General features: G+C 64.0%; 24 protein-coding genes and 1 pseudogene. 20 read left to right on the top strand and 5 right to left on the bottom strand.

Translation table 11 applies throughout. The features are described 5' to 3' along the window. Positions 1–225: 225 nt before the first annotated feature. From EI28_RS08260 to EI28_RS08270, 3 genes are read right to left on the bottom strand one after another with little or no spacing between them, the layout of a single operon-like run. On the bottom strand, positions 226–2,955 hold the full coding sequence (locus EI28_RS08260) for a DEAD/DEAH box helicase (RefSeq protein WP_048114150.1): 2,730 nt from the start codon (positions 2,953–2,955) through the stop codon (positions 226–228). Continuing rightward, positions 2,903–3,637 (bottom strand): metallophosphoesterase, encoded by a 735-nt coding sequence (locus EI28_RS08265; RefSeq protein ID WP_048114151.1) that lies wholly within the window; start codon positions 3,635–3,637, stop codon positions 2,903–2,905. The genes EI28_RS08260 and EI28_RS08265 overlap by 53 nt, the downstream gene beginning before the upstream one ends. Before the next feature lie 7 nt (positions 3,638–3,644). After that, a complete protein-coding gene (locus EI28_RS08270; protein WP_048114152.1) occupies positions 3,645–4,403 on the bottom strand; it encodes a hypothetical protein in 759 nt (252 codons plus the stop codon). Positions 4,404–4,605: 202 nt separating this feature from the next. Between EI28_RS08270 and EI28_RS08275 the strand changes: the two genes are divergently transcribed. The 4 genes from EI28_RS08275 (at position 4,606) to EI28_RS14840 (ending at position 10,036) form a co-directional block, all read left to right on the top strand. Continuing rightward, on the top strand, positions 4,606–5,772 hold the full coding sequence (locus EI28_RS08275; RefSeq protein WP_048114153.1) for an RNA-guided endonuclease TnpB family protein: 1,167 nt from the start codon (positions 4,606–4,608) through the stop codon (positions 5,770–5,772). A 106-nt stretch (positions 5,773–5,878) separates the two neighbouring features. Further along, positions 5,879–6,847, top strand: a complete 969-nt coding sequence (locus tag EI28_RS08280) for a replication factor C small subunit (RefSeq protein ID WP_048114154.1) — start codon at positions 5,879–5,881, stop codon at positions 6,845–6,847. 10 nt (positions 6,848–6,857) lie between these two features. Continuing rightward, a complete protein-coding gene (locus EI28_RS14835) occupies positions 6,858–8,159 on the top strand; it encodes a hypothetical protein (RefSeq protein ID WP_369792270.1) in 1,302 nt (433 codons plus the stop codon). Continuing rightward, positions 8,051–10,036: a hypothetical protein gene (locus EI28_RS14840; RefSeq protein ID WP_369792271.1), complete on the top strand. Its 1,986-nt coding sequence runs from the start codon at positions 8,051–8,053 to the stop codon at positions 10,034–10,036. Before EI28_RS14835 ends, EI28_RS14840 begins: the two co-directional genes overlap by 109 nt. Before the next feature lie 121 nt (positions 10,037–10,157). On the opposite strand, the gene EI28_RS08290 is transcribed toward EI28_RS14840, so the two are convergent. Continuing rightward, positions 10,158–10,385 (bottom strand): type II toxin-antitoxin system HicA family toxin, encoded by a 228-nt coding sequence (locus EI28_RS08290; RefSeq protein ID WP_048114155.1) that lies wholly within the window; start codon positions 10,383–10,385, stop codon positions 10,158–10,160. After that, on the bottom strand, positions 10,382–10,585 hold the full coding sequence (locus EI28_RS08295; RefSeq protein WP_011844087.1) for a type II toxin-antitoxin system HicB family antitoxin: 204 nt from the start codon (positions 10,583–10,585) through the stop codon (positions 10,382–10,384). Before EI28_RS08295 ends, EI28_RS08290 begins: the two co-directional genes overlap by 4 nt. A 540-nt stretch (positions 10,586–11,125) precedes the next feature. On the opposite strand from EI28_RS08295, the gene EI28_RS08300 reads away from it, so the two are divergent. The 16 genes and pseudogenes from EI28_RS08300 (at position 11,126) to EI28_RS08375 (ending at position 23,267) form a co-directional block, all read left to right on the top strand. Beyond that, a complete protein-coding gene (locus tag EI28_RS08300) occupies positions 11,126–11,710 on the top strand; it encodes a DUF4367 domain-containing protein (RefSeq protein WP_048114156.1) in 585 nt (194 codons plus the stop codon). A gap of 66 nt (positions 11,711–11,776) precedes the next feature. Then, positions 11,777–12,217 carry a hypothetical protein gene (locus EI28_RS08305; RefSeq protein WP_048114157.1) on the top strand — a complete coding sequence of 147 codons (441 nt, stop codon included), beginning with the start codon at positions 11,777–11,779 and terminating at the stop codon, positions 12,215–12,217. Positions 12,218–12,373: 156 nt separating this feature from the next. Next, entirely contained in the window at positions 12,374–12,589 is a 216-nt protein-coding gene (locus EI28_RS08310; protein WP_048114158.1) for a type II toxin-antitoxin system HicB family antitoxin, read from the top strand. Continuing rightward, positions 12,590–12,826 (top strand): type II toxin-antitoxin system HicA family toxin, encoded by a 237-nt coding sequence (locus tag EI28_RS08315; protein ID WP_048114159.1) that lies wholly within the window; start codon positions 12,590–12,592, stop codon positions 12,824–12,826. A gap of 66 nt (positions 12,827–12,892) precedes the next feature. After that, positions 12,893–13,246 (top strand): dihydroneopterin aldolase family protein, encoded by a 354-nt coding sequence (locus tag EI28_RS08320; protein ID WP_048114160.1) that lies wholly within the window; start codon positions 12,893–12,895, stop codon positions 13,244–13,246. Continuing rightward, a complete protein-coding gene (locus EI28_RS08325; RefSeq protein ID WP_048114161.1) occupies positions 13,218–14,048 on the top strand; it encodes a TatD family hydrolase in 831 nt (276 codons plus the stop codon). The genes EI28_RS08320 and EI28_RS08325 overlap by 29 nt, the downstream gene beginning before the upstream one ends. Positions 14,049–14,092: 44 nt before the next feature. After that, entirely contained in the window at positions 14,093–14,386 is a 294-nt protein-coding gene (locus EI28_RS08330) for a DUF424 domain-containing protein (RefSeq protein ID WP_011844081.1), read from the top strand. An 83-nt stretch (positions 14,387–14,469) separates the two neighbouring features. Further along, complete coding sequence (locus EI28_RS08335; RefSeq protein ID WP_231476661.1) at positions 14,470–15,432, top strand: 60S ribosomal export protein NMD3; 963 nt, start codon at positions 14,470–14,472, stop codon at positions 15,430–15,432. Positions 15,433–15,437: 5 nt separating this feature from the next. Further along, positions 15,438–16,307 (top strand): class I SAM-dependent methyltransferase family protein, encoded by an 870-nt coding sequence (locus EI28_RS08340; RefSeq protein WP_048114175.1) that lies wholly within the window; start codon positions 15,438–15,440, stop codon positions 16,305–16,307. Beyond that, entirely contained in the window at positions 16,304–17,434 is a 1,131-nt protein-coding gene (coaBC, locus tag EI28_RS08345) for a bifunctional phosphopantothenoylcysteine decarboxylase/phosphopantothenate--cysteine ligase CoaBC (protein ID WP_048114162.1), read from the top strand. The genes EI28_RS08340 and coaBC overlap by 4 nt, the downstream gene beginning before the upstream one ends. After that, the gene (locus EI28_RS08350; protein ID WP_048114163.1) at positions 17,416–18,258 is read left to right on the top strand and encodes a pantoate kinase; all 843 of its coding nucleotides are present in this window, start codon (positions 17,416–17,418) and stop codon (positions 18,256–18,258) included. The genes coaBC and EI28_RS08350 overlap by 19 nt, the downstream gene beginning before the upstream one ends. After that, positions 18,255–18,985 (top strand): annotated as a pseudogene (locus EI28_RS08355) (4-phosphopantoate--beta-alanine ligase). Before EI28_RS08350 ends, EI28_RS08355 begins: the two are co-directional and overlap by 4 nt. Next, the gene (locus tag EI28_RS08360) at positions 18,972–19,982 is read left to right on the top strand and encodes an AAA family ATPase (protein WP_048114164.1); all 1,011 of its coding nucleotides are present in this window, start codon (positions 18,972–18,974) and stop codon (positions 19,980–19,982) included. Before EI28_RS08355 ends, EI28_RS08360 begins: the two are co-directional and overlap by 14 nt. Beyond that, the gene (locus tag EI28_RS08365; protein WP_048114165.1) at positions 19,957–20,673 is read left to right on the top strand and encodes a class I SAM-dependent methyltransferase; all 717 of its coding nucleotides are present in this window, start codon (positions 19,957–19,959) and stop codon (positions 20,671–20,673) included. Before EI28_RS08360 ends, EI28_RS08365 begins: the two co-directional genes overlap by 26 nt. Positions 20,674–21,323: 650 nt before the next feature. Next, positions 21,324–21,872 (top strand): winged helix-turn-helix domain-containing protein, encoded by a 549-nt coding sequence (locus EI28_RS08370; RefSeq protein ID WP_048114166.1) that lies wholly within the window; start codon positions 21,324–21,326, stop codon positions 21,870–21,872. 147 nt (positions 21,873–22,019) lie between these two features. After that, positions 22,020–23,267 (top strand): serpin family protein, encoded by a 1,248-nt coding sequence (locus tag EI28_RS08375; RefSeq protein WP_048114167.1) that lies wholly within the window; start codon positions 22,020–22,022, stop codon positions 23,265–23,267. Positions 23,268–23,330: the final 63 nt, after the last annotated feature.

Raw genomic sequence — 23,330 nt, forward strand, 5'->3', positions numbered from 1 at the left:
GCACCTGCGGCCCGCAAACTCCGKYCCTGDCGGMMCGTCGCCATCGCACCTGCGGCGCTCCAGCTCCGGCCCTWCGGCCCGTCGCCATCGCACCTGCGGCGCTCCAGCTCCGGCCCTTCGGCCCGTCGCCATCGCACCTGCGGCGCTCCAGCTCCGGCCCTTCGGCCCGTCGCCCTTCGAAAACGCGTCGCGTTTTCTCGAGCTCCGTTCCTAACGGAACGTCGCTTACCAATACCGATGCGTCTTCACGTAGTTCCGCTCGGCCTTCAAAATCTCCTTGTAGAAGGCGTCCCCTTCGGAGAGGGTCGCGAGGATCCTTGAGGCGACCTCCGGGCCGACGCCCTTTGCGGCGAGGGCGGTCACCGCTTTCTTTCCGCTGGAGAGAACGATGTTTGCGTTCCTGAGGAACCGGACCTCGATCGCCCGCTCCTCCTCGGACTTGTTCTTCTTCTTTACCGCCGGTATGAGTTCTTCGTCCCAGGGTTTCAACGCCGCGATGAGGCGGGCGCTGCAGAGGGGGCACTGCGGCTTATCGGGGACGCGCTCGACGACCGTCCGGCTCTTCCACTTCCGGCAGTGCATGCAGAAGAGGACGACGTCCTCCTTCTCGAGGCGGCGCGCGAGCGTCCCGATCACCGCCTGGTCGACCATCGGCGGCGGGATCATGTCCCGCGAGGAGGAGAGCACGTCGCTCCCGAGCGGGCTCAACCGTCCCGTGGCGACGGCGATGCGGCCGTCATGGACGGCAGCGAGGATCTCCTGCGCCGCGTCTGTGTCCATGGAGATGCTGAAGAGCTCGCGGTAGGCCTCGGCCGCGATGACCGTTCCGTCGAAGAGGTCGATGAGCCGGTGGATGCTGAACCGCTCGTAGTCGGCGTCCGCGTCGATGGCGCCGAACTTCTTCGCCACCTGCACGAGTTTCCACTTGAAAAGCGCCGTTCGTTTCAGGGCGAGCTTCAGGATCCCGGGGAGGTGGTCGGGTTCGAGCGCCGCGAGGGTCTCCTGCACCTCGAGTGAGCGGACGTTGTCGGGCAGGCGGAGGAGGAACCGGTAGGCCCCGACCTCGATCCCGACGCTCGTCCCGTAGCGGGCGGAGAGGAGGACCGAGAGCGCCCGGGCCAGCGCTTCGTTCGCCTTGTGCCCGCCGCAGACGTTGCAGACCACGCCCTCGTCCGCATTCTCGAGGGTGACGAGGGTGTCCGAGGGGACCGGGTAGTTCCCCCTGTCCATCCCGGAGATGAACCGCTCCGCGTAGGCGATCGCACCGGGGACGTTTGAGTAGCGGTCGAACTTCCGGGTCCGCCGGAGCGCCCCGACCTCCCGGGCGACGGCGAACGGCACCGGGATCTGCTCTCCTTCCCACGACGGAACCTCTCCTTTCGCCTTCGTGGCCGGCTCGACCGTGATCCGCGTGCCCTCGATCTCGAGCACCCGCCAGAGCTGGCCCTTGGTGATGAAGACCGCGCCGGTGTGCATCCACCCGAGGACGAACGACTCGTCGAGCGTCCCGACCGTGCGGCGCGAGACCATGTCGAAGATCTCCATCTTCTTCTCGTCGTGGATCATCGAGAGGTTCTCGATGAGGTAGCGCCGCGCCCGGCCCGTCCGGACGATCCGGGTTCCGTCAAGCCGGATCAGCCGGTGCTCCGCCATCTGGCGGCAGACGTCGTCGAGGAGCGGCCCGCATCCGTCAAAGACGTTCGACCGCTCGATCATCTCCCGGACGCGGGAGACCTCGATCTCGCCGTACTCGACCGCGATCGCGGCAACCTGGTTCGCAAGGACGTCGGCGGCGCCGGCGGGCGGGACGATCCGCTCGCACTCGTTCGCCTTTGCCCTCCGTGCGATCACGAGCGACTCTAACAGGTCGTCAAACCCCGTCGTGAGAACGGTTCCGCGCGAGACGGCGTCGAGACGGTGGCCGGCCCGGCCGACCCGCTGCACCAGGCGCGAGACCTGCCGGGGGGAGCCGAACTGGACGACGTGCTCGATGTGGCCGATGTCGATACCGAGTTCCATCGAGGAGGTGGCGATCAGCGTCCGAACTTCGCCTTTCCGGAACCGCTCCTCGGCATCGACCCTGACGTCCCGCGAGAGCGAGCCGTGGTGGACCTCGACGTCCCCGCGAGAGTAGAGCCGGTGGCCGAGCGCCTCGGCGGTCACCCGGGTGTTAACGAAGACGAGGGTGGAGCCCGGCGCGTCCAGGCATTTCCCGACGGCGCGCGCCTGGGCGCCGAAGTCTTCCCCGGCGAACCGGACGCCGATATCGAGGCTGCTCGCGACCGGCACCTCGACGAGCGAGAACGGGCGGGGTCCGGTGAGGAACCGGCCGATATCGTCGGGGTTCCCGACGGTCGCCGAGAGGCCGATCCGCTGGAACTCTCCCGCGTATTCGGCCAGGCGTTCGAGTGCCACCGCGAGCTGCGCTCCCCGTTTGCTGTCGGCGAGCTCGTGGATCTCGTCGACGACGACGTACCGGACATTCTTCAGGTGCTCGCGGAGGCGTTTGCCCATGAAGAGCGCCTGCAGCGACTCCGGGGTGGTGATGAGGAGGTCGGGGGGGTTGAGCGCCTGCTTCCGCCGCTCGTTCTGCGGGGTGTCCCCGTGCCGGACGCCGACCGAGAGGCCGAGTTCGCGGCACCACCACTCCATCCGCGCGAGAATATCCCGGTTCAGGGACCGGAGGGGCGTGATGTAGAGCGCCTTGAACCCTGCGCCGACGGTCTCAAGAAGCCGGTCGAAGACCGGGAGCATCGCGCTCTCGGTCTTCCCCGTGCCGGTCGGCGCCACCAGGACAAGGTTCTCACCGGCAAGGAGCCGCGGGATGGCCTGCTCCTGCGCCTCCGAGAACCCGGTGAACCCGCGCCTCCCGACGACCTCCCGCACCCGCGGGTCGAGGAGATCAGCGGTCGTCTGCGGGGCAGAGCGTGGCCGGGGAGCCGACGTACGTGCCATCTGCGAGGTACACCTCCGCGGAATTTTTGTCTATGCGCCGGGAGAGGGGGCCGAGCCCGCTCTGTTGCAGCCGCCCGACGTCGATCCCGCCCGCGAACTCGTTGAAAGCCGGGACGAAGAGGAGCCGGGTGCGCTCCCCCGACAGCTCCTCGATCACCGAGTAGAGGTAAGCCGGCCGGGCACGTGCGGCGCACCCGACGGAGTCGACGAGCGAGACGACCGGATGGTGGTGGCCGACGACGACGAGGTGGCCGGGGAGTTCGGGGGCGGGATGCGTGTGGCCGTGCAGGTAGCCGACGCCGTCGATGAGCGTGCCCTCGGCGGGGAGGAGTTCGCCGGGCTCAAGGAACCGCCCGATGCCGCCGTCGTGGTTGCCCGGGGCGACGGCTATCGGCACCCGGTCCCTAAACGACCGGAGTACGCCGGGGAGTTCCCGGTACTCCTGCCTGCTCGTTACCGGGACGTTGTGCTTGACGTCCCCGAGGAGGAGGAGGAGGTCGGGCTGCGTCTCCTCGATGCAGGCGATCACCCGGTCGGCCCGGACGGCGCTCCGGCTCGCGATGTGGACGCCGTGACGTTCGAGGCCCGATTCGATGCCCATGTGCAGGTCGGCGACGACCAGCACCCGTCGGTCGCTCTCGACCAGGAGGGCGGGGCCGTTCTCGATGAAGTGAAGGTGCATTATCGTGTCAGATCGGTTTTATCATGCCCGATGCGGGCTGGTAGCATTCCCCTGCGGCGAGGAGTTCCTCGAGCGCGGCGCGTGCCTCCCGGGCGGAGAGGCCCGAGCGCACCCCGATGGCGACGGCGTCTTCAACCCCGGTGCCCCGGGCGCCGCTTTCTCCCTCAAGGGCATCGAGGAGGAGGTCGCGGGCGACGAGGGGCGCGATCCCGCCGACGGCGCTATCCGTGCGGACGGTTGCAAGGGCTGTACCCACCATCGCGGCCATCCCGCGGATATCCTCGTCCGTGGTCCCGTAGAGGCGACGGGCGGCTTCGATCCGTTCGTCGCCCCCGTCCCGGAGCGCTTCGAGCCGGTCGAGGGTCGCGCCGGCGGTCGAGAGCACCCAGAGGTCGCGGGCGGTGCGGTTCACCACAGAGAGCGCCTCGGCCTCCACCGTCGCGCACGCCCGCTCCCCGGATCCGGTCAGCACCGCCCGGCCGGTGACGGCGACGAACGCGGGCGGTTCGATGTAGCCCAGCGTCTCGACCGCGTCCGGGCTCTGCCAGTCGACCGAGACCTGGAACGCGCCGGTGGGATCGGCAAGCCGGGCCTGCATGACGTCGCCGCTCCCCCTCTTCTCGGTAAGGGCGCCGACGATGAAGAGGCGGCGGCACCAGGCGGCCCCCGGCGTCACCACGTACGAGCCGTTCCGGCCGTCGCCGGCGTCCGCCGTGTGCCGCGCGGCGGCAAAGTCCTGCGCAAATACCCGTTCTGCAGGTTCCATAAATCCGTCCGTTCGAGGAAGGGGGTGCGGATATGCCGGGGCGGGAGAACCTGCCGGATCTCCCGGCCCGGCATTTACGTGAAACCCTGTACCTATCTTTTCGTCTTCAGCTGATTCCGCAAGGAGTTCCCGATCTTCAGGCCGAGCGGGAATTGCGATTCACTGATCTAACTTTATACACTTTTGAGTGAAATAGATACCTGTGCTCACCACAAAGACCGTCATCCTCAAGATGGACTGTTCCGACCCCGATCTTCTCGACCGGACGGTACGGACCTACACCGAGGGGATGAACTACGTCTCTGCGATCGTGTACAACTTCGGGAAACCCAAGGGTTCTGCTGCCCTCCAGAAGATTGTCTATCCCGCTCTTCGGGGACAGATCGGTCTCAAGTCCCAGATGTCCTGCAATGTCGTCCGGCAGGTCACGGGAACCTACCGGACACTCCAGGCACAGGTTCGGGCGAAAAAGACCGGGTGGCAGCAGATCACCTACGCCCCCACCTCCATGACCTTCTCCTTTGGGCGAGACTTCTCCCTTGATGGAGACAAGATCGGTCTTACGACCCTCGAAGGGAGAAAGAAGTACCGGTTCTTCCGGTACCCCCACATGGAGCGGTATCTCGACGGAACCTGGAAGTTTGGCGCGTCGAAACTGGTGAAACACAAGGACGGGACATACTACTTCCACCTCTGTTGCGAGAGGGAGACAGAGACCCGTGAGGTCGCGGAGTCTTCGACCTTTATGGGAGTGGATGTGGGGCAGAACTTCCTTGCGGTTGCCTCGACGACCGACAAAAAGTGTCGGTTCTTCTGTGGCGGGAAAGCCAAGGATCTCCGCAACATCTATTCTACTATGCGGAAACGGTTGCAGTCAAAGGGCACCCGGTCGGCAAAGAAAATGCTGAAGCACCTCTCCGGCCGGGAGAGACGGTTGATGACTGATATGAACCACCGCGTCTCGAAGGAGATCGTTTCTTTTGCTGTTCAGAACAGGGTCGATGTGATCGGGTTGGAGGATCTGTCCGGGATCAGGGATCGGCCAGATACCCCCAGGAAGCGGCGATACACCCATCATTCCTGGGCGTTCTTTGAACTTCAGTCCTTCATCGAGTATAAGGCGCGGGAGAAGGGTATATCGACGGTCTATGTCGATCCTGCCTATACCTCCCAGACCTGCCCTCGATGCAACCATATCAGCAAGAATAATCGGAATGGAAGGTCGTTTGTCTGCGAATGCTGCGGGCACTCCCTCCATGCCGATCTTATCGGTGCTCGGAACATCGAGTCCAGAGCACGCACCTACAGGTATACCTTGGAGGTGCAGGGGTGCAGTCAACCACCCGGACGAGAACTATCGACAAGATAGAGTCTCAAGCCCCGCCCTTCAGGGCGGGGTGGTTGACCCCTCTAAAAAGGATCACCGGAACGGATGACGATCCTTTTACGATGGACGAGCACCAACACCTATGCAAATGGACGGCAACCACACCATCTGGATAGAGAAGTATCGGCCCAGAAGACTCGACGAGATGGTCGGACAGAAGGATATCGTGGTGCGCCTCCAGTCCTACGTGAAGACCGGCAACCTGCCGCACCTCCTCTTTACGGGCAGCGCGGGGATAGGGAAGACCACTGCCGCAGTGGCGCTCGCCCGGGAGTTCTTCGGCGACTCCTGGCAGACGAACTTCCGGGAGATGAACGCCTCCGACGAGCGGGGTATCGATGTCGTCCGTAACCAGATCAAGGAGTTCGCCCGGACGTCGCCGCTTGCCGGGGCGACGTTCAAGATCCTCTTCCTCGACGAAGCGGACGCGCTCACGACGGACGCGCAGGCGGCTCTCCGGCGGACGATGGAGACCTACGCCCGCACCTGCCGGTTCATCCTCTCGTGCAACTACTCCTCGAAGATCATCGACCCCATCCAGAGCCGGTGCGCCATCTACCGGTTCAGGCCGCTTGATAGAGAGGCGGTCATCGAGGAGACCCGGAGGATCGCCGCGGCCGAAGGGCTCACGGTCACGGAGGGTGCGCTCGATGCCATCGTCTACGTCGCCTCGGGAGACATGAGGAAGGCGATCAACGCCCTGCAGGGTGCCGCCATCCTCAGGACGGATATCGACGAGGAGACTATCTTCGAGATCACCGCGACCGCCCGCCCCGAAGAGATCGACGAACTCCTCGACCTCTCGATAGGGGGGAGGTTCGACGAGGCGGAGCAGGCACTCATCGAACTGACCCGTGTCCGGGGCATCGCCCCGAACGAGCTGATCAACCAGTGCTACCGGGCCCTGGTCCAGCGCGATATCGACCGGACGCTCAAAGTGAGACTGATCGACGCTCTCGGCGAGACCGATTTCCGCCTCTCGGAAGGGGCGAGCAGCGACATCCAGATGGAGGCGCTGCTCGCACGGTTCGTCCTCGCCGCAGAGCAGCACCGCTGAGGATTCTGTCTTGACCGAAGAGATTACCGTCGAGGTCACCGACAACGTCGGTGAGTGGACGAAGTTCCTGAAGAAGCAGTACAGGCGGGAACTTGCCGAACTCTCCCGCGAGTACCCGCACAACCGTTCGCTCATCATCGATTACCGCAAGATCCTGAACAACAAACTGGCGTTCGAGCTCCTGCGGAGCCCGGGCAAGGTCATCGGGGATATCCGGGACGCGATCATCCAGAACAAACTCCTCAAACTGAAGGACGGCCAGGACCCCGACCTGATCAACGTCCGGTTCACGAACCTGCCGCAGAAGACGAACGTCCGCGACATCCGGGCGGACCAGATCAACACCTTCGTCGCCCTCGAGGGGATCCTCCGAAAGACCACGGAGGTCCGTCCCCGGATCGTCACCGCGGTCTTCCGTTGCCGCACCTGCGGCAAGAACACCGACCCGGTTCCGCAGGGCTACGGGCGGTTCGACGAGCCCGATTTCTGCCCGAACTGTGAGAGGAAGACCCGGCTCGATCTCGTCATGAACCGGTGCCGGTTCGTCGATGCCCAGAAACTCCGGATCCAGGAGTCGCCGGAAGGCCTCCGGGGCGGCGAGCAGCCCCAGACGCTCGATATCGACGTCACCGACGACCTGACCGGGATGGTATCGCCGGGCGACCGGGTGGTGCTGAACGGCATCCTCCGGTCGGTGCAGAGGATCAACTACGGCCAGAAGAGCACGCTCTTTGACATCTATCTCGAGTGCAACTCGATCGAGGTTGCCGAGAAGGAGTTCGAGGAGGTCTCGATCAGCGAGGAGGACGAGGCGAAGATCATGGCGCTCGCCCGCGACCCGCTGGTCTACAAGAAGATCGCCCGGTCGATCGCGCCGACGATCTATGGCACCGACGATGTGAAGGAGGCGATCGCGCTCCAGCTCTTCGGCGGGATCGCGAAGGATATGCCGGACGGTTCCCGCCTCCGCGGCGATGTCCACGTTCTCCTGGTCGGCGACCCGGGTATCGCAAAGAGTCAGATCCTGCGGTACGTCGTGAAACTCTCGCCCCGCGGGATCTACACGAGCGGCAAGTCGTCGACCTCCGCCGGGCTGACGGCGACGGCGGTCAAGGACGAGTTCGGCGACGGGCGCTGGACGCTCGAGGCCGGTGCGCTGGTCCTCGCGGATATGGGGATCGCCGCCGTCGAGAGATGGACAAGATGGCGAAGGAAGACCGGAGCGCGCTGCACGAGGCGATGGAGCAGCAGTGCTACGACGACGAGACCGAGGTCCTCACAGAGAGCGGGTGGAAGCTCTTCCGCGACGTGACCGCGGATGACCGTGTCGCGACACTCTCTGCCGATGGCAGGCTCGAGTACGCACCCCCGTCCAACTTCGTGGCATCGGAGTATGACGGAGAGATGTACTACGTCAAGTCGCGGCAGGTCGACCTCGCGGTCACGCCGAACCACCGGATGTACGTCAACCTGAATCGGCGTGCCGACGAGTGGGAAGGGTTCCGGCTCATCCGCATGGACGAACTCCCCATCCACAAGCGGATGCGGTTCAAGAAGAACGCCGCATGGACAGGGGAGCGACACGAGACCCATTGGATACCGCCCGTCGTCAAGTTCGCGAACCAGAACGCCGAAGGGAAACTCACCGACCCCATCACGGTCGGGATGGACGACTGGCTTGAGTTCCTGGGCTACTTCCTCTCCGAGGGGTCGGTTCAGCGGCACCACCAGACCGGGGTTCCTTATCGCGTGATCATATCGCAGACGAACCCGGAGTCTGCCGAAACGATCCGGCAGTGCCTCGAACGACTGCCGTTCCGCTTCTCCTATGACGGCAAGAACTTCTCGATCAACGCAAAGCAGCTTGCCGAACACCTCGCACCGTTCGGCAAATGTCACGAGAAGTACGTCCCCGACTACGCGAAGAGCCTCCCCCCGGAGCAGATCGGGATACTCCTCGACGCGCTCATGCTCGGGGACAGTTACGTCAACAAGACGACCGGGGTCTCGATATACACCACCTCGTCGAGGAGACTGGCCGACGACGTCACCGAGCTCCTGCTGAAGAAGGGCTGGTCGGGGAACACCTATCGATTGCGGGAGGCCGGGGAGGTCATATCCAACCCCCGGGGCGGGACATCAACCGTGACCCACGACATCTTCCAGGTGACCTTCATCCGCGACGGCCAGAACGAGCCGAACATCAACACAAACGGAAAGCAGCATATCGAGAAGCGGCTGTATAAGGGCACGATCTACTGCCTCGAGGTCCAAAACCACACCCTCTATGTCCGGCGAAACGGCATCCCGGTCTGGTGCGGCAACTCGATCTCGGTCGCAAAAGCCGGCATCACCGCGACCCTGAAGTCCCGGTGCGCCCTCCTCGGCGCGGCGAACCCGAAACTCGGGCGATTCGACCAGTTCGTCCCGATCGGCGAGCAGATCAACATGCCGCCGTCGCTCCTCTCCCGGTTCGACCTCATCTTCGTGATGACCGATCAGCCGGAGGCCCAGCGGGACGGGGCGATCGCCGAGCACATCATCAAGACCCACAGCGTGGGCGAGCTGATCAAGCAGCACGAGTATGAACCGCTGCCCGACGTCGACGACAAATACATCGAGCGGGCGCTTGCGCCGGTCATCCCCGACATCGACCCGACGCTTCTGCGGAAGTACATCGCCTACGCGAAACGGACGTGCTTCCCCATCCTCTCCGACGGGGCAAAGGAGGCGCTGATCGCCTACTATATGCGTCTGCGAAACCTCGCGAGCGGGAACAAGCCCGTCCCGGTCACCGCCCGGCAGCTCGAGGCGCTGGTCCGGCTTGCGGAGGCGAGCGCACGGATGCGGCTCTCGAGCACCGTCGATACGGAGGATACCGACCGGATCTTAAAGATCGTGGACTCCTGTCTCCGGCAGGTCGCCTACGACGCAGAGAGCGGGAGTTTCGACATCGACAAACTCGTGACCGGGGTCACGAAGTCGCAGCGCGACATCATCCGGTCGGTGAAGGAGGCGATCCGGAACGTCTCGGGCGACTCCGGCGGCCAGGCGAGGGTCGACGAGGTTATCGAGATCCTGGTGCAGCAGGGCTTCTCCCGCGACAAGGTCGAGCACACCCTCGAGCAGCTGAAGCGGGGCGGCGAGGTGCTCGAACCCCGGCACGGGCTGGTGAAGTTGATCGGGTAGGGGGAGGAGGTACCCTTTTTCGCGAAGGGCAGCCCAGATTCCCCAGGAGGGAGACCTGGTCTCATGGAGATCGAATGTCGGTCAACGTAGCCCGCCGGAGTTGTCGCTCACATGCACCGGCTCAGAGGAGATCGTTTAGATCTTCTACCGTCATATCGGCCTGTTTTAAAATGTGCGAAAGTGTTGAGCGCTTAAGCGGTTTGTGCATAGGGACTGTCAGTTTCAGTGTTTTAGCCGGCAGATGCTTATGCAGTCGAATGTGGCTGCCGCGCGTGCGGACGACAACCCACCCGTCTCTTTGAAGAGCGATGACGATCCTGTCGTAATCAAGAACAGGCACCTTGCTCATACGGCAATCTCAACCTGTTCGGCTGTTTCGCTACAAACGAGATCATCCTCAACGGTTTCAAGGTACAGCTCAATGGCTTCCCTGATGTTTTCCAATGCTTCGTCCCTCGTATCGCCTTCGCTGATACAGCCGGGCAGGCTTGGTACATAGACCGTATATCCCCCTTCCTCACTGGGTTCGAGCACTACACGCAGTCTCATATCTTAACCTATCCAGCAGGCGTATACTTAATTGTAATACCGTACGACATTCCGCGGCATTGATTGAATCCGCCGGATCTGATCAAACTACCTCTGGTTCGCCGTGCTTACGACGATCCTGGTCAGGTTCTTCGCAGAATCAAAGCCATTGGGGCACTCACGGTCACATCGCCGCCAATGGCGGGTCAGCGGTGCCGTACGAGTGCCTGGTTGACGGAGAATAGCGTACCCCGCATGATCTGCTTCGCCGTGAGAACGGTCTCTCTCTCCTGTCCCCGGCCCCCCAGAGCAGGATTAAAAAACCCATTATTGCAATCAGCCCCCGGACGCGTAGATGATTGTGAGAGAAATGCTATATAGACCCGGGTCTATCTCCTTGTGCGGATGCCCGGAACGCGCTCGCAAAACGGCGGAGGCTCACCCCATCCCTCCACGGCCAGATGAACCCCCACTGCTCTCAGGCGAAAGCGAGGTTCGCATTCCATGTGCTTAAGGTTGAACCTCGTTTGCCTCCGGGGAGGTTACAGGAGGAAAAATCACGTGAAGCCTCACTATATCATGGTAATACTCTCGTTTATTCTCCTCACCGCGGGGTGCATCGAGCCCGCGGCCACCGATCCCGCAGGGGTTACGCCGTCACTCATAACCGAACTCCCCCCCGATAATGCACCATCACTCCGGGATTCAGCCTTCATCAGGATCGAGGAATGGGAGGACCCCGCCGAATACACGGGTTTCTCCCCGCCGTCATACATCCCCGGGGAGTATACTCTCTACGGCCTCCTGATAGCCACTGTCTGGAACGAGTCCTACGGCCACTACACGACGATCGGCGAGACCCTGCGCTACGCACGTAACGACACAATGCAGAACGCATCGTGGACTACCGATATGACGCTGCTCGACGTTACCTGGAGCAGATACGGGTACAACCCCTACGCAACAGATCAGATCGTTAACAGAGAACCAAAACCCGTTGACATCAATGGGTATGGGGGGCGGATCTACGAGACCGAAGAGGAACGGCTGATCGCCTGGACGGCGGCCGGGAACGCTACATACTACGTGCGCGGGTCGCTTGACCGCGACGAATTGATCCGGGTGGCGCGGTCGATCGCCTGTTAATCGGCGGATATCACAGAGAGGAAACAAATCGCGCCGCCCGAACACCGGAGAAGAGGGTAACATGGAATGACCACAGAAACAGAGAAAAAGCCGGACAGGACCGCGGGCGTTCTGGGCGCGCTCTTCGGCGTGTTCCTGTATTACGTCTGGGTCGCCGTGCTCATGGCGATCCTCTTCACGTTCTTCGCGGAACCGAACGCCATGGGAGCATTCATAGTCAAATTCCCGCAGATGGTGCAGATCTGGCTCAACGCCGGAATGCTGCCGGTCTTCATCATCCTCGGCTACCACCTGTTTGCCCGCGATACGATGCCTGAAGCGGAACGCCTTTTGGGCAGGGCAGGGCTTGCGGCCTCGGCCTCGGGTTTCCTCCTGTGGCTCCTCGTGCTGGCGGCTCTGGAGGTTTCCGGGGTTGCCGTGGCGTATCCCTATTACGTCGCCGGGGGCTACGTCGTCATGCTGATTCTCGGAGTGTTCTTCTGGAAAACCTGGAGCCGGGGAGCGTGAACCCGGCAACAGGAAGAAGCACCATCAATACCGAAAACGAAAGATGAATCAACAACCTTCGCCGGTGGAGAAGCCGGGCTAAAGTATATCGCCAAACGAGTTGAATATCACACTGATCGCCTCTACTCTGATTACATGCAGGAGAGATAAGTGTCCATGAAAACCTTGAAAATCATCGTCGAGAAGCATCCTGACGGCTATGTCGCCTACCCCCTGGGTCTGAAGGGTGTCGTCGTTGCAGAGGGGGATACCTACGAAGAGGCGCTTGCCGAGGTGAAATCCGCCATACAGTTTCACATAGAGACCTTCGGGAACGATGCGTTCGAGAACAACGACATCATGGAGACCTTCGTCGCCGAAGTCGCTGTATAGATGAAGTTCCCGCACGATGCGCCCCAGCGGAAGGTGCTGAAAACGCTGGAGGCGCTCGGTTTTCAGATCGTCAGGACGGGCAACCATATCGCGCTTATCCGCAGCAATCCGGACGGCACAACGACGCCGCTCACGATGCCGAATCACCCCAAAATCAAAGGCCCGACCCTCCGAACCATCTGCACGCAGGCAGGTATCTCTCGAGAAGAGTTCTTGCGTGTTTATGAGCGCGTGTAAAACAGAACCCCTTCTTTCACCTCCGGGGCGCACCTTCTTACTCCCGTACCCACAAACCTAACTACCATGATCACCGACCGCGAGAGAGCGGCCTTCGAAGCCGGGATCAAACTCGGCGCCCTCTACCACCAGTTCGTCGGGACGCCGATCGCCCGCGAGACCGCGGCGACCGTCGAGGCCGCCATCGAGCAGGCCGTCGGGCTGCAGCCCTACGTGACCGGCATCACCGTCCGGCTGAATCGCGACATGATGGTCTCGAACCGGTTCGGCTACTCGGAACTTGCCGGGAAGATGTTCGATGCCGCGATCACGACACAGGTCGGGGCGATTGTCTGCCGCGCCCGGCTGCGCCTCGAGGACGACTACCCCATGATGGAGATCGTCGAGTTCCATGAAACTCCCCGCGATACCGATCACTGACGACCATATCCACATCGACCCGGGAAACGGCCGGGGGGTAGAGGCCGCGAAGGACTTTCGCCGCAGCGGAGGGACGCACATCTTCCTGGTCTCAAAGCCCTCCTGGTCGCTTGGAGTCGAACCCTCGTCGGGCGCGGACTACCGCGAGGTCTTCGACGCCACGCTCCGGGTGGCGGAGATGGTCCGTGAGACCGGGGTCGTCGTCTATCCGGTCCTCGGCGTCCACCCCGCGGAGATAGGCCGGCTCGCGGAACGGATGACTCTGGACGAGGCCGCCGCCGTGATGATGGCCGGGCTCGATCTCGCCGCCCGCTACGTCGAGGAAGGGCGGGCCGTCGGCCTCAAGAGCGGGCGGCCCCACTACGAGGTCGCGCCGGAGGTGCTCAGCGCCTCGAACGCGGTTCTCCTTCATTCGCTCGAACTCGGGGCCGACTGCGGCTGCGCCGTCCAGCTCCACGCCGAGAGCGGACCGTGCACCGACGTCGTCGATATGGCACGGCGGGCCGGTATCCCGGTCGAGAAGGTCGTCAAACACTTCGCGACGCCCGATACGCCCCTCATGCCCTCGTTCATCGCGCGGCACGAGGAGATCCCTGCGCTCGCCCGGTCGGGCCGGCGGTTCACGATGGAGAGCGACTACATGGACGAGAACTCCCGGCCCGGCGCGGTCATCGGGCCGAAGTCGGTGCCGCGGTTCACGCGCCGGTACTTCGAGGAGGGACTCATCACCGAAGAGGACGCCTGGCGCATCCATCAAGAGACGCCGTCGCGCACCTACGGCGTGGATATCGCGCTTCCTTAACGGAACTGCGCACCTTTTTGACGACTCCCGTCAAACGGTATGTGATGTACCTGAAAGTGCACCGCATACCGGGCGCCGGTGAAGTGGTGGCTGCCTGCGACGCCGAGCTCATGGACGCCACCCTGATACACGGAGACGTCGAGATCTGCATCACCGGGGGTTTTTACGGCACCGAGCGTGCCGGCGAAGAGGACGTCCGGGGAGCGCTCGCGGGCGCGGAGAACGCCAATATCATCGGCAGGCGCGTCGTAGCCCTCGCCGTCGCCATGGGACTCGTCGCCGAGAACGAGTGTATCATGATCGGCGACGTCCCCCACGCCCAGATATTCAGGATCTGACCCATGACCATCCAGACGAGCATCTGCCCCCGTTGCGGGAAGCCAAGCGAGGAGGGACTCTGCCGGAGTGCCGGGCCGCGGACGTGCGGCTGCTGACCTGCGAACCGTACGTGACCACCATCTACTGTCCGGTCTGCGAGTCGCAGAAACGCGGCAAGACCTGGTCCGACCTGCAGATGCCGCGCGAAGACCTGATCGCCGAGATGGCGGTATCGGCGGTCAGCATTCACGAGGATGCGAAGGATATCCGGGTCACCGTCCGCGCCGAAGAAGTCGCGTCGAACAGGACGGCCTGCACCGTCGAGGTGGAGGCGAGCCTGTACGGTGTCCCTGTCCAGGAGACCTGCAAGACTGAGATCCGCTGGCAGAGAGAGTCCTGCGACCGGTGCAGCCGCATATCCGGGGGTTACTACGAGGGGATCGTCCAGGTGCGGGCGACCAATAGAAAGATCAACGCCTACGAGCGCGAGGTCGCCGTGAACCTTGCACAACAGGCCGAAGAGTCGCTCCAGCAGTCGGGCGACCGGTTCTCGTTCATATCGGATCTCGATGACACGAAGGACGGCGTCGATATCACCGTCGGGACGCAGCACCTCGGCCAGGAGATCGCGAGGGCGATCACCGGGGCGCTCGGCGGGCGGTTCACGACCCACCCGAAGCTGGTCGGCGAGAAGGACGGAAAAGCACTCTACCGGATCACCTACTCTCTCCGGCTGCCGTTCTACCAGAAAGGCGACGTGGTGGTCTCTCATGGCAACTACTTCGAGGTGCGCGACATCGACGGGCAGCGCCTCCGGGTCTTCGATCTCACGGCCGGCGTTGCCCGGACGCTTCCCGAGGGCGAGGTCGAACGCCTCATCGGGAACGTCCGCGAGGCCGAGTCCGCGCTCGTCGTCTTCACGCAGCCGAACCTGGTGGGGCTGATGGACCCGAAGACCTACCGGACGCGGGAACTCAATATGGTCTCGTGGACGTTTCCGGTAGAGGGGCAGCCGATCCGGGTGCTCCGCGACGAAGAACAGGACCGGCTGGTCATCGTCGGGTGAGTGCCGTGCGTGCGCGGAAGGTGCCGGCGGCTGCTCTCGCCGATATCGCGGACGCGGAGTGGGTGGATCCCTCCCGCCGGCCGTATGTCGAGGGCGGCGTCGCCTGGGTTCCGGTCAGGGAGGGCTATTCTGCCGATACGGACCTCCCCGAGCGGGAGACCTACCGGGGCCGCGGCTACCACCTCCTCGGCGACGTTGCGGTCGTCCACGGCGACGCGCCGACGAAGGAGGAACTTACCGCAATCGTGGAGCACTGCCGTCCCCGGGGCGTCGTCCAGGTGAAGGGGTTTTTGAGCGAGATGCGCATCCCGGAGGTCGAGATCCTCTACGGCACCGCGGGCGAGGTGCGGCACCGCGAACAGGGCTGCACCTTCTTCCTCGACCCGACAAGGGTGATGTTTTCGCAGGGCAACCGCAACGAGAAGGCGAGGATTGCCGCCCTCGTCCGGCCCGGCGAGCGGGTCGCCGATATGTTCGCCGGGATCGGTTACTTCACCATACCGGCGGCCATGAGCGGTGCACGGGTCCACGCGATGGAGATAAACCCAATAGCCTTTGAATACCTGAAACGAAACATTATGGCAAACCGCGTTGCAGATCGGGTCACGGCGGAGTCGGGAGACTGCCGTGACCTCCTTGCCGGGGTCTACGACCGGGTCCTGATGGGCCACTTCGACGCACCATCGATGCTCGCCGACGCCCTCGCCCACGTCCGGGAGGGGAGCGTGCTCCACGTCCACAGCATCGGGGACGTGAACGAGACGATCCAGAAAGAGGTTGCGGGCGCCGGGTTTTCGGCGGCGGTAGCCTCCCGCCGGGTGAAGAAGTACGGCCCGCACGCGTGGCATATGGTGCAGGATGTGACGATATCGTGAAGACGCTTTCGGGAAAGACGGTGGTGCTTGCCGTGACGGGGAGCATCGCGGCCGTGGAGACGGTGAAACTCGCGCACGCCCTGCGCCGCAGGGGCGCGACGGTGCAGGCGGTGATGACTGCGGCAGCGGCCGGGATCGTTCACCCCGACGCCCTGACCTACGCGACGGGGCGGCCGGCGATCACCCGGATCACCGGCCTGGTGGAGCACGTCCTCTACTGCGGGGAGGGAGGCGAGGCCGACCTCCTCCTCGTCGCGCCCGCTACGGCGAACACCATCGGTAAGATCGCCTGCGGGATCGACGACACCCCGGTCACGACCTTCGCCACGACGGCGCTCGGCCGGGGGATGCCGGTGGTGGTCGTTCCGGCGATGCACGAGAGCATGTACCGCCACCCGGGGGTCGCGGAGAATCTCCGGCGGCTCCGCTCCTGGGATATCGACGTCGTCGATCCCCGGATCGAGGAGGAGAAGGCGAAGATCGCCGATACCGATACGATCGTCCTCCACGCGGAGCGTGCGGTCTCGGGCCGGCCGCTTGCGGGTAAAAAAGTCCTGATCACGAGCGGGGCGTGCGCGGAACCCCTCGACGATGTCCGGGTCCTCACCACCCGGTCGACCGGGCGGATGGGGAGAGCGCTCGCGCTCGAGGCCTTCCGGCTCGGGGCGGACGTGACGGTGGTGCATGCGGGGTCGTTTTCCTGCGTCCGAAACATCCGTGCCACGACCGCTGCCGAAATGCGGGACGCGGTCGTTTCGGTCTGCCGTGACGCCGGGGTAGACATCTACGTCAGCGCGGCCGCGATATCGGACTATGCCCCCGAACGGCACGAGGGGAAGATCCCGAGCGGTTCGCCCCAGGTTGTCCGGCTCGACCCCCTCCCGAAGGTCATCGACGAGGTGGCGGCGGCATGCAGCCCCGTGACGGTGGCGTTCAAACTGGGCTGGGACGAGGAGGAGCGGGCGAGAGCGATGCTTGATGCGGGCGTGCGGATGGTCGTCGTGAACGCTCCCCCGACGATGGGCGCAACGGAGGGATCGTTTCGTATCATGACCACCGGCGGGACGCGGGACGTCTCCGGGAGCAAAGAGGAGGTCGCCGGGGCGATATGGTCCGAACTGCCGTAGCCTTCTCCCCCGGACACATATCCGGCTACTTCAGGCGCATCGAAGGAATCGGCCCGGAGGATACCGGGAGCGTCGGGGCCGGCGTCGTCATCGATGAAGGGGTGCGCTCGACGGTTGAGGAGGCCCATGAGACGAGCGTCCGGGTGGTCCGGCAGGGTCACGCGAGCGCCGGGTCGCCGCCGGTCGAGTACGCCCTCGAACGGCTGGGAGTCACCGCCCGCGTCACGACGGAGTGTCGGCTCCCCATCGGCGCCGGGTTCGGCCTCTCGGCGGCGGCGCTTCTTGCGACGCTCACGGCGATAAACCACCTCTTCGACCTCGGCCTCTCCCCGGACGAGGTGGGCGCACGGGCGCACGAGGCCGAGGTTCTCCACCGCACCGGGCTCGGAGACGTCGCCGCGAGCATGTCCGGCGGGGTCGTCTGCCGGACGGGGGCGGGTATCCACGGGGATATCACCCGTATCTATTCGGAGGAGGCCCTCTACGCCGTGAGCCTCGGCCCTCTCCCGACCGCTTCGGTCCTCTCGTCCCCGGCGGCGATGGCGCGGATAACCGCCGCCTACCCCGACCGCTGCCCCCGCGACCTCGCCGACTTCTGCCGGCTCTCGCGGGGGTTCGCCGAGAAGAGCGGACTCATCGCGCCGGAGGTGCGGCGGGTCCTCGAGGCCTGCGACGCCGCAGGGGTTCCCGCCAGCATGACGATGCTTGGAAACGGCGTCTTTGCCACAGGCGGGGCTGCGGAGCAGGTGCTCTCGGGGTTCGGGGAGGTTTATGCCCTCCGGGTCGCACGCCGCGGCGCATACCTGATCGAGGTGAAACCATGATCCCGAAAGACCATCCACGCTACCGCTCCCTCGTCGCCCGCGAACGGCTGGCCCGGTGCGCCCGCGAGGGTATCGTCGCACCGGAGGGGCTCGCCGCCCACGGGCGCGGGGAGGCGTTCGACTACCTGATCGGCGAGAGGACGACCGGGAGCGCCGCCATCGCCGAGCGGACGGCCGCGGCGATGCTTCTCGCCGCACGGCACGCGGTGATATCGGTGAACGGCAACACGGCGGCGCTTGCGGCGGCGGAGATCGCGGCGCTCCAGCAGGCGAGCGGCGCCGACGTCGAGGTGAATCTCTTCCACCGGACGGAGGAGCGGATCGGGCGGATCATCCGGCTTCTTACGGAGCACGGGGTCAGGGTTCTTACGGGAACGCCGGAGCGGCTCGTCCCGCTCTCCCACGACCGGGCGCTCTGCCTCCCGCAGGTATCGGGGACGCCGACGTGGTGCTGGTGCCGCTCGAGGACGGGGACCGCTGCGCCGCGCTCCGGGAGATGGGCAAGACGGTCATCACCGTCGACCTAAACCCGCTCTCCCGGACCGCCCGCACGGCGACGCTGACGATCGTCGACGAGGTGACGCGTGCCATCCCGGCGATCGCCGCGGCGTGCGCCTCCCTTGAAGCCGGTGAGGGTGAACGCCTGATAGCGTCGCTTGACAATACCTATCTGCTCCGGGCGGCAATAGATGAGATGAGAGAGAGACTGGCCCATGCTCTGGAGTGAGGTCTACCGCCCGAGGCGGTGCGACGATATCATCGGACAGGACGAGGTCGTTCGCCACGTAACGGCGTTCGCGGATTCCGGGAGCGTGCCCCACATGCTTATCTCCGGCCCGCACGGCACCGGGAAGACCGCGGCCGTCGAGTGCCTGGCAAAACGGCTCTACGGTGAGAACTGGAAGCCGAACACGACCGTCTTCAGCGCGACCGACCTTCTCGGGAGGGGAAGGAGCGCGCTCGAGACGGACGAGCGGTTCAGCATGATCTACCGCAAGGACCGGAGCCTGATCGTCAACTTCAAGCAGATCGTGAAGTGGTACGCCTCGATGCGGCCGCTCGATGCCGACTTCAAGCTGATGGTCTTTGAGGACGCGCACGGCCTGACGTTCGAGGCGCAGCAGGCCCTGCGCCGGACGATGGAGCGATACAGCGCCACCTGCCGGTTCATCTTTGTCACCGTCCGGCCCTCGGCCATCATTCCGGCCATCGCGTCGCGCTGCCTGCCGCTCTTTTTCGCCCCGATCGAGAGCGGGCTCGTCCGCGCCCGGCTCGAGGAGATTCTTGCCGCGGAAGGTGACGCGGTTCCGGCCGACGATCTCGACCTGATCGTGTATGCCGCGCAGGGAGACCTGCGGCGTGCGATCATGTACCTGCAGATCGCCGCAACCTCGGAGAAGGACTTCGACCTCGCGGAGATCTCGCGTTCAGAGACCGCAAACGTCGCTACGTCCGCGTTCGTCGCCCTCCGGGACGGCAACTTCGATGCCGCCCGCCGGATCGCCGAGTCGCTGATGATCGAGTACGGGCTCTCGGCGCGGGAGGTCGTCGGCGAACTCCGGGAGGTGGCCCGGCGCGAGTACAACCATCCGGCCCTTGCCGTCGCGCTCGCCGACGCGGATCTCCGGCTCTCCCACAACGCAAACGATTTTGTGCAGATCAATGCACTTCTTGCCCGGATAGCCCGGGAGGTGTTCAGTGAAGAAAGTACAGCAGCATTATGACGAGGTCGCGGATATCTACGACGAGCGCTACGACGGCAGCCGCGGGAAGTATTACCACGGGCACATCTCCGAGCACGTGATGAGCGAACTCCCGAAGGGCGGGTTCCTTCTCGACGTCGGGTGCGGGACCGGGCTTTTCGTGCAGCGCTACGTCGAGGAAGGGGGCCGGGCCTTCGGGCTCGATATCAGCCCGGGAATGGTCCGGCACGGGCGGCGGCGGTGCCCGGAGAGCGGGTTCTGCGTCGGTACTGCCGACGTCCTTCCGTTCAAGGACGGCACCTTCGACGCCCTCGCGAGCCTGCTCGCCTTCAGTTACGTTCCCGACCCGGAGGGGATGCTCCGGGAGTGCTACCGGGTCTTAAAGCCCGGCGGCAGGATCGCGGTCTGCACCTTATCAAGGACGGTCTTTACGAGCATCGTGCCGCTTGTCTACCAGATGGGGGAGAAGGTCGGCTTGAAAAAGGTGGGCGTCGGGTACTTCGACGAACATTACTACACCAACACCGAGATCACGGGGCTCTTCCGCGAGGCAGGATTTGAGGATATAACGGTCGGCCGCTGCTCGTTTGCACACTTAAACCTCGCCGACCCGGTCTTCAACCTCGCACGGAAGGTGGAGCCGTTCGTCGAGGAGAACCTCCCCTATCTCGCCTACAACGTCTGTGCGGCGGGGAAGAAACCGGAAGACTAGTGCATCGATTCTCAATCAGCAGTACAATCAGAGGGGTGCCGACTAGATTTCGCACTCTTCGGAAGGTTATAGTTCGGAGTATGCCCTGGCACGGCTTCCCGTAGGGTATCGCCACGACTGCCCCCGCCCTCTGGGTGGGGGTGGATAGGAGCGTCCCGTGGGAGATACGATGAAGGTCGGGTTGGCCGGTTAGTTTGGAATCATTGCACTAGTGCACCGTGTCATCTTATTATAGAAATTTCTTGCATGTACCAGGACGGCAACCATGGTCTCACGCGAAGAGCGCGAAGCCGCGAAGTGAAGTTGCCGGCAGGTATCGCTCAGTATTCGCGTCCTTCGCGGCTCGAAGCCTACGGCTTCTCACGCTCCCGTCCTGTGGACAGTCGCGGCTCGCACCTAGCGGTGCTCAAGCTCGCTACGCTCGCACTTCGCGTGAGGTTTTGGTATAGAGGCGGTACAGTCTCACGCGAAGCTGCGAAGGTGATGTCGGATTTTAGGTTTAGATGACAACAAGTACTAGGTAAACCTCTGTAAGGGGGACGCACGGGCCGTCCCCTGCTCTCACTCGACCCGGCCGCATGAGGAGGCTTCTTTTTTGCGATGTGGACGATAACGGAATAATTATATCCCGCCTCCCTGAATCACTCCCCATGGAGCCGGTCGATATCGTCCTGACGAAGGATACGTTCGAGGTGCTCGCGTCAGGGACCCGGCTTGATATGTTAAAGGCTCTGCATATACGCAGGATGACGATTACGGAGCTCGCGGATAACCTCAACCTGGCAAAATCCACGGTCCATCACCACCTGCAGAAACTAACCGAAGCCGGTTTTGTCGCAGCCGGGGAGGACGGGCATGCTTGGGTGTACTACGCGCTCACGCCGGAGGGGCAGGCCCTCCTGCAGCCGCACGGCAGCACCCGGATCCGGATCCTCCTGGCTGCGGGATTGGCGAGCCTCGCCGGAGGGGTCTGTGCCCTCGCGGCCTTCCTGACCGCTCCGGTCCGGGAAGAACCGGTGCCCCCGCTTGCGGGAGGGGGCGGTCTCCCGGTCCCGGAGGGGGCTCCCGTGGAACTGCTCGTTGCCGGGATCGCGCTCGCGGCAATCGGGGGAGTCCTGGTGGCGTATGCCTGCGCCCGGTGGCGGAAGAGGCGTGCGGCGACGCAGCCCCCCGGTCCTGCAAGTGGGGAAGTTACGTGACTGATATAGTTTTTGAACCCGTTCGACCGGGATCGAACGCTTTCGCCGGTATTATCGTCTTCCTGCAGAAAGACTCCGTGTGGATGTCCGGAAGCTACCCGGTTCGCGGATCACCGGCCACCTCGAAGCCATCCACGGGAGAGAACGATGAAAAGACTATTGATCTCCGGAATAGGCATCCTGGTTCTGGCGCTCATTGTTGCAGGACTGGCTGTCTGCGGGACCGTACCTCTGAGCACGACTTCAGTCTCCGGTGAATCCGTAGCCGACGATAGCGTGGCGGCCGGGAACAACCGGTTTGCGTTCGACCTCTACCGGCGCCTCGCGGCCGAGCCGGCGCATGCGGGAGACAACCTCTTCTTCTCGCCCTACAGCATCTCCTCGGCCCTCGCGATCACCTGCGAGGGCGCCAGAGGCACGACCGCCGACGAGATCGAATCGGTGCTGCACCTTCCGGAGAACAAGACCCTCCGGAGAGCCGGGTTTGCCTGGCTGGATGCCGGCCTCAATCGGGGGAGCGCCAACTACACCCTCCGCACCGCAAACGCCCTCTGGGCGGAGGAAACCTACCCGTTCCTCCCGGAGTACATCGACACGGCCACCCGCTGGTACGGGGCGAACGTCACGAACCTCGACTTCATCAATGACCCCGGGGGGTCGCGGGAGACGATCAACCGGTGGGTGGAGGGAGAGACCGAAGAGAAGATCCGCGACCTCCTGCCGCCCGGCTCGATCGACGACCTCACCCGGCTCGTGATCACGAACGCGATCTACTTCAAGGGCACCTGGACCGGACAGTTCGACGCGAACGAGACGACAAAAGAGGAGTTCCGGGTCGGACCGGACGAGACGGTGACTGTCCCGATGATGCACGGGAACGCCGTCTACCCGTACATGGAGACCGATACCCTCCGGGTGCTCGAGATGCCGTACGCGCACGGGAACGAGACCGAACTCGCGATGCTCGTCCTTCTCCCCAAAGAAGACACCCTGACGGCTGCGGAAGAGGCCCTGGACGCGGAGAGGCTTGCCGGCCTGCGGGAGTCCCTGGTCTCGCAGAACGTCAGGGTCTTCTTCCCGAAGTTCACGCTTGATGCGGAATACAACCTCCCCTCGACTCTTGCGGCGATGGGGATGCCCACGGCGTTTACCGACGATGCCGACCTCTCGGGGATGGACGGCACGAGAGACCTCTTCGTCACCGGGGTCTTCCACAAGGCATTCGTCGACGTGAACGAAGAGGGTACCGAGGCCGCGGCGGCGACCGGCGTTGTGGTGGGGGGAGGTGCCGCGCCCGTCTTCCGTGCGGACCACCCGTTTATCTTCCTCATCACTGAGAAGGATTCAGGCGCGATCCTCTTCATGGGGAGGATCGTCAACCCCGAAGGCACGTGAAGGGGGGGACGGGAAGGGGCTGTTCCCCTCCGTTGTCAACGGATATCGGAGGAGGGGCGGCGT

The organism is Methanoculleus sp. MH98A (genome assembly GCF_000691865.1).
Classification (GTDB): domain Archaea; phylum Halobacteriota; class Methanomicrobia; order Methanomicrobiales; family Methanoculleaceae; genus Methanoculleus.

Excerpts from the sequence above, each read along its gene's own strand:
- EI28_RS08260 (WP_048114150.1), bottom strand. The coding sequence starts at position 2,955 with ATGGCACGTACGTCGGCTCCCCGGCCACGCTCTGCCCCGCAGACGACC.
- EI28_RS08265 (WP_048114151.1), bottom strand. The coding sequence starts at position 3,637 with ATGCACCTTCACTTCATCGAGAACGGCCCCGCCCTCCTGGTCGAGAGC.
- EI28_RS08270 (WP_048114152.1), bottom strand. The coding sequence starts at position 4,403 with ATGGAACCTGCAGAACGGGTATTTGCGCAGGACTTTGCCGCCGCGCGG.
- EI28_RS08280 (WP_048114154.1), top strand. The coding sequence starts at position 5,879 with ATGGACGGCAACCACACCATCTGGATAGAGAAGTATCGGCCCAGAAGA.
- EI28_RS14840 (WP_369792271.1), top strand. The coding sequence starts at position 8,051 with ATGGCGAAGGAAGACCGGAGCGCGCTGCACGAGGCGATGGAGCAGCAG.
- EI28_RS08290 (WP_048114155.1), bottom strand. The coding sequence starts at position 10,385 with ATGAGCAAGGTGCCTGTTCTTGATTACGACAGGATCGTCATCGCTCTT.
- EI28_RS08295 (WP_011844087.1), bottom strand. The coding sequence starts at position 10,585 with ATGAGACTGCGTGTAGTGCTCGAACCCAGTGAGGAAGGGGGATATACG.
- EI28_RS08305 (WP_048114157.1), top strand. The coding sequence starts at position 11,777 with ATGACCACAGAAACAGAGAAAAAGCCGGACAGGACCGCGGGCGTTCTG.
- EI28_RS08310 (WP_048114158.1), top strand. The coding sequence starts at position 12,374 with ATGAAAACCTTGAAAATCATCGTCGAGAAGCATCCTGACGGCTATGTC.
- EI28_RS08315 (WP_048114159.1), top strand. The coding sequence starts at position 12,590 with ATGAAGTTCCCGCACGATGCGCCCCAGCGGAAGGTGCTGAAAACGCTG.
- EI28_RS08320 (WP_048114160.1), top strand. The coding sequence starts at position 12,893 with ATGATCACCGACCGCGAGAGAGCGGCCTTCGAAGCCGGGATCAAACTC.
- EI28_RS08325 (WP_048114161.1), top strand. The coding sequence starts at position 13,218 with ATGAAACTCCCCGCGATACCGATCACTGACGACCATATCCACATCGAC.
- EI28_RS08330 (WP_011844081.1), top strand. The coding sequence starts at position 14,093 with ATGTACCTGAAAGTGCACCGCATACCGGGCGCCGGTGAAGTGGTGGCT.
- EI28_RS08350 (WP_048114163.1), top strand. The coding sequence starts at position 17,416 with ATGGTCCGAACTGCCGTAGCCTTCTCCCCCGGACACATATCCGGCTAC.
- EI28_RS08360 (WP_048114164.1), top strand. The coding sequence starts at position 18,972 with ATGCTCTGGAGTGAGGTCTACCGCCCGAGGCGGTGCGACGATATCATC.
- EI28_RS08370 (WP_048114166.1), top strand. The coding sequence starts at position 21,324 with ATGGAGCCGGTCGATATCGTCCTGACGAAGGATACGTTCGAGGTGCTC.
- EI28_RS08375 (WP_048114167.1), top strand. The coding sequence starts at position 22,020 with ATGAAAAGACTATTGATCTCCGGAATAGGCATCCTGGTTCTGGCGCTC.